The sequence below is a fragment of the uncultured Eudoraea sp. genome (assembly GCF_947258525.1).
In the GTDB taxonomy this organism is placed as follows: Bacteria; Bacteroidota; Bacteroidia; order Flavobacteriales; family Flavobacteriaceae; genus Eudoraea.
The window spans coordinates 1-3,661 of the sequence record NZ_CAMYIP010000103.1; the positions used below are offsets into that span (position 1 = coordinate 1).

General features: G+C 37.5%; 4 protein-coding genes. All 4 read right to left on the reverse strand.

Translation table 11 applies throughout. From position 1 onward, the window contains the following. Nucleotides 1–120: DUF6090 family protein (locus Q0X89_RS07745; protein ID WP_297692823.1), on the reverse strand; the 120-nt coding region annotated here is incomplete at its 3' end. Between the two features lie 246 nt (nucleotides 121–366). Further along, entirely contained in the window at nucleotides 367–1,161 is a 795-nt protein-coding gene (locus Q0X89_RS07750) for a DUF6090 family protein (protein ID WP_297692817.1), read from the reverse strand. Nucleotides 1,162–1,342: 181 nt separating this feature from the next. Further along, on the reverse strand, nucleotides 1,343–2,521 hold the full coding sequence (locus Q0X89_RS07755) for a tetratricopeptide repeat protein (RefSeq protein WP_297692819.1): 1,179 nt from the start codon (nucleotides 2,519–2,521) through the stop codon (nucleotides 1,343–1,345). Continuing rightward, complete coding sequence (locus Q0X89_RS07760; protein WP_297692821.1) at nucleotides 2,511–3,281, reverse strand: adenylate/guanylate cyclase domain-containing protein; 771 nt, start codon at nucleotides 3,279–3,281, stop codon at nucleotides 2,511–2,513. The genes Q0X89_RS07755 and Q0X89_RS07760 overlap by 11 nt, the downstream gene beginning before the upstream one ends. Between the last annotated feature and the right edge of the window lie 380 nt (nucleotides 3,282–3,661).

The following is a 3,661-nucleotide window of genomic DNA, read 5'->3' on the forward strand; positions in this document are numbered from 1 at the left end:
ACGTTGCTTTCGGGCTTCATTATAATTGTTGATCTGAAGGGCAATCAGGATCCCGATCACTACCAGCACAATTTCGCCGATGGCATATTTAAGGTACTTGGTTGTTTTGCCTGTTTCCATAAGGTTGTATCGTATTTTTCGGAAGAACTTAATCATAGAAAAGAAGTGGTTGGATGTACTTCCTAAGATAGGGAATAATTACAAGCGACTTCAAATTAGTCTAATCATGTAGAATTTTAAGACCACCACATTAGATAGAGTGACAGATGTTTTGGTGGTTGGGGAACATTGTTAGCCTTTCATTATTCATCGAAATCTCTTTGTCTTTGAATCCAAAGAGATTTTATTTTGCACTGGCTGTCACCTTTAACTACTTTTTGGAATCTGAATATCCCTACTATTCAGCTCTTCAACAATCAGTTGTGAAATTCGCTCATAGTCATCTCTAAGTGGAATTCCATTAATTAAATAAATGTAAATGTCTTGAGTTAGATTAGCAATGAGATTATAATATTTGATATCCTCTATAAGATCCTTTCTAATTGGAGCCAGCTTATCAGCCATACTAATTGGATAATAATTACCTGGCCACACACTACTGTAATTGCCCTCCTTCACGATCGATCTGGGGATTATAGAATTTTCATAATCTTCTAAATTTTTAACGCTTTCTACAAATCGTTTCTCCACCTGTTTAAAACGATCCACAAGAGTAGGCCAATTTGTAAGCAGGACTTTCAATGAATCATTCTGAATCCGATCTATGCCTCCTGTGTTTACCAAGCTGTTTAGAACAGTATTAATGCCACCCCAGACTGCAATATTAGTACTAGGAGAATTGGCGGCAATTTTTTGTGAAATGGGAATAGTGTCATCTGTAATCAAATTTAGATAGGATCTACATTGCTTTTCCTGTGTCTTTCTTTTTTCTATTAACTGATCGAGTAGGATCTGATTTTCATCAAATTCTAGTTTTAAGTTGATTAGTGCCTCATTCTCTGCTTTCCTATCTTTTCGGTTTTCATTCCAATTATTAATTGATAGGGCAATCAATATCCCAATTACCACCAATACAATCTCACCAATGGCATACAAAAGGTATTTGGAGACTTTATTTTGAGTAAGCAGTTGTTGACGGATCTTTCTAAAGAAGTTAATCATAAAAAGGTGTGGTTGGTGGTTTCCTTATCAAGGTACGGAAATATTGTAAGGTTTTAACGTCACTATGATTTGTGAATTTCAGAGTTACACATTCGGGTGAATCACTGAGGCCATTCAGTATCAGAGTTTGGACAGGGAAGGGTGGTTGGGGTGATGGTTCTCCTAAGTACGTGAAATTCCTTTACCTAAGATTTATTCTCTCCATAATTTCAATATACCGGGGTTCTTCTTGATAGGCTTTTGTAAGAGGTCCTATTACGGCATAATAGGGTAGATTTGGATCTCTTCTGATGTACATTTTTTCCATCCAATAAAGTGATTTCTCCCTATTGTCCGCCAAGAGATATAGGTGCAAGACTATTCCAGTCCACAAGTGTGTAGCGTCACTGACTTTCGCCAAGGCATCGGCAGTATCGTTCAAAGCTTTGTTAAAACCACCACTTTCATAGGTTTTCTCAAGTATTTTAAGAATGTCTTCCTGACCACCTAACTGGATAATCCTTTTCAAATGCGCAATTGCCTTATCATGTTGTTTTGTTAGTGTGAAGGCGTTCAAAAGAATAATATTGCCAAAGGCAGGGTTATCCAAGGGTTCAAATATGCGCAGATATTCTTCCAATTTTCCCTGATGTACCAACATAACACCTCTGAACTCGTGAATCAAAGGACTAAGAGGATCTGTCTCCGTAGCTCTGTTCATTTGTTCCCACGCTTCATCCCATCTGTTTTGAATCATAAGAATATGCGCATAAAATGCCCTGGCTTCAGAAAAATTAGGGTTTAATTCAAGGCATTTATCCAATGCATTATTACAGGCTTCCCATTCAAAATCCGTATTTCCCAATTTGGCGGCCTGCCAGCGCCAAACCTCAGCATCTGTGCTGTCTAGTTCAAAGGCCCTAGCCAGGTATTCTTCCATTTTTGGATCAGCTACTTCTGGCGATATGAGAGTCAATTGTTTTTTAACGATCCAAATTCCCGATAATCCCCCATAAGCAGGGGCAAATAAAGGGTCTATCTCCACTGACTTTAAAAAATACTGTTCCGCATCCTGGATTCCTTCAGGTGTTAGTGAAGCGAGGCTGATTCTCCCTTTAATAAATAATTCATATGCTTCCGGATTTACAGAATATGTTTTCTTAAGCAGGTCTTTTGCCTGAGGGGTAAGTTTAATATTAATTTCATTCGCAACAGTTTTGGCCACCTCACTGTATAGGTTAACAATATTTTCTTTTGCTATCTCATAAGTTTTTGACCAAATTTGACGCTCTTCAGGATATGCATTTACTAAATTAAATTGAATATTGATCTGATCATCAGCTCTAAGTAGTGAAGCTTCAACTATTGCGTCAACATTCAATTCTGAAGCTATTTCCAAAGTGCATCCCTGAGGCAAGGTACTCCTGAGTTGAATCTCCAGTGTGATTTGAAAAAGGAAGTACTGCCAATGATTGGATATTGTTGATATTCTTATTAAAAAAGTTATTCCAAAGTAGCAAACTTCCTATAATCAAAACACTAATTAATACACCATATAAGGGGACAGATCTAAATACCGATCTGGGTTTTGTTACTGAATTGAAAAGTTTTTTGACTTTAGTTTTAGAGGGTAGTGGTAACCCTTCGCCTATTATGGCATGTGTTCTAATCCTTTCACTTACATTTTTAAGTTGTACTTCACCCAGGTATATTGATAAAATATCACTATTACCCCTAATCGAAGTATGAACGGAATCAGATATATATATGCCTCCCGGATCAGCTATAGATTCCAACCTTGAAGCAATATTTACACCATCTCCAAAAACATCATCTTCCTCTAGCGTAACGTCCCCTAAGTGAATCCCTATTCGGATTTTATTTGTAAGGTGCTCATTAGCTTGTTGTTGAATAGTTATCGCACATTTAACGGCGTTATAAGCACTGGTAAAACTGGCTAGTACCCCGTCTCCCATTTCTTTCAACCATTTTCCGCCATACTGCTCTATGAGTGGTTTTTGTAGGGCTCTATTGTCACTAACAAGTTCTAGGGCTTTTTTTGAATCGCTGCCCATCATTTTAGTGAAACCAGCTATGTCGGTAAACATAATGGCCTGGAGTTGACGTTTTTGTTCAGTCATGGATTAATAAGATAGCAATTTCAATTGAACATGGCAAAATAACAGTAAGTAAGATAGGAAACAGCAAGCAGAACGAAATTGTATAAGTTCGATCCTTAACTAACCTCATACTTCCCACCTCATAATTTCAACTTCATACCTCCATCATCGTAATTGCCTAAAGAAGAAGGCTGGAACAATGGACACTTTTGGATGATAAATGTCATATTATGTTAGAATTTTAGGACCTACTTTTATCTTATGGGCTTGAATGGGTTTGTACTGCGGGTGCTCCATATTTAAAATGCTTCATCTTCGACTCGTTCAGGTCATTTCTAATTATAACTATTATGCCTTTTACACCTAAACAGGGGATGGAATTGACAGACGGCTCCCGCATT

What these genes read in the sequence shown, in the direction of transcription:
- Q0X89_RS07750 (WP_297692817.1), bottom strand. Translation starts at nt 1,161, where the DNA reads ATGATTAACTTCTTTAGAAAGATCCGTCAACAACTGCTTACTCAAAAT.
- Q0X89_RS07760 (WP_297692821.1), bottom strand. Translation starts at nt 3,281, where the DNA reads ATGACTGAACAAAAACGTCAACTCCAGGCCATTATGTTTACCGACATA.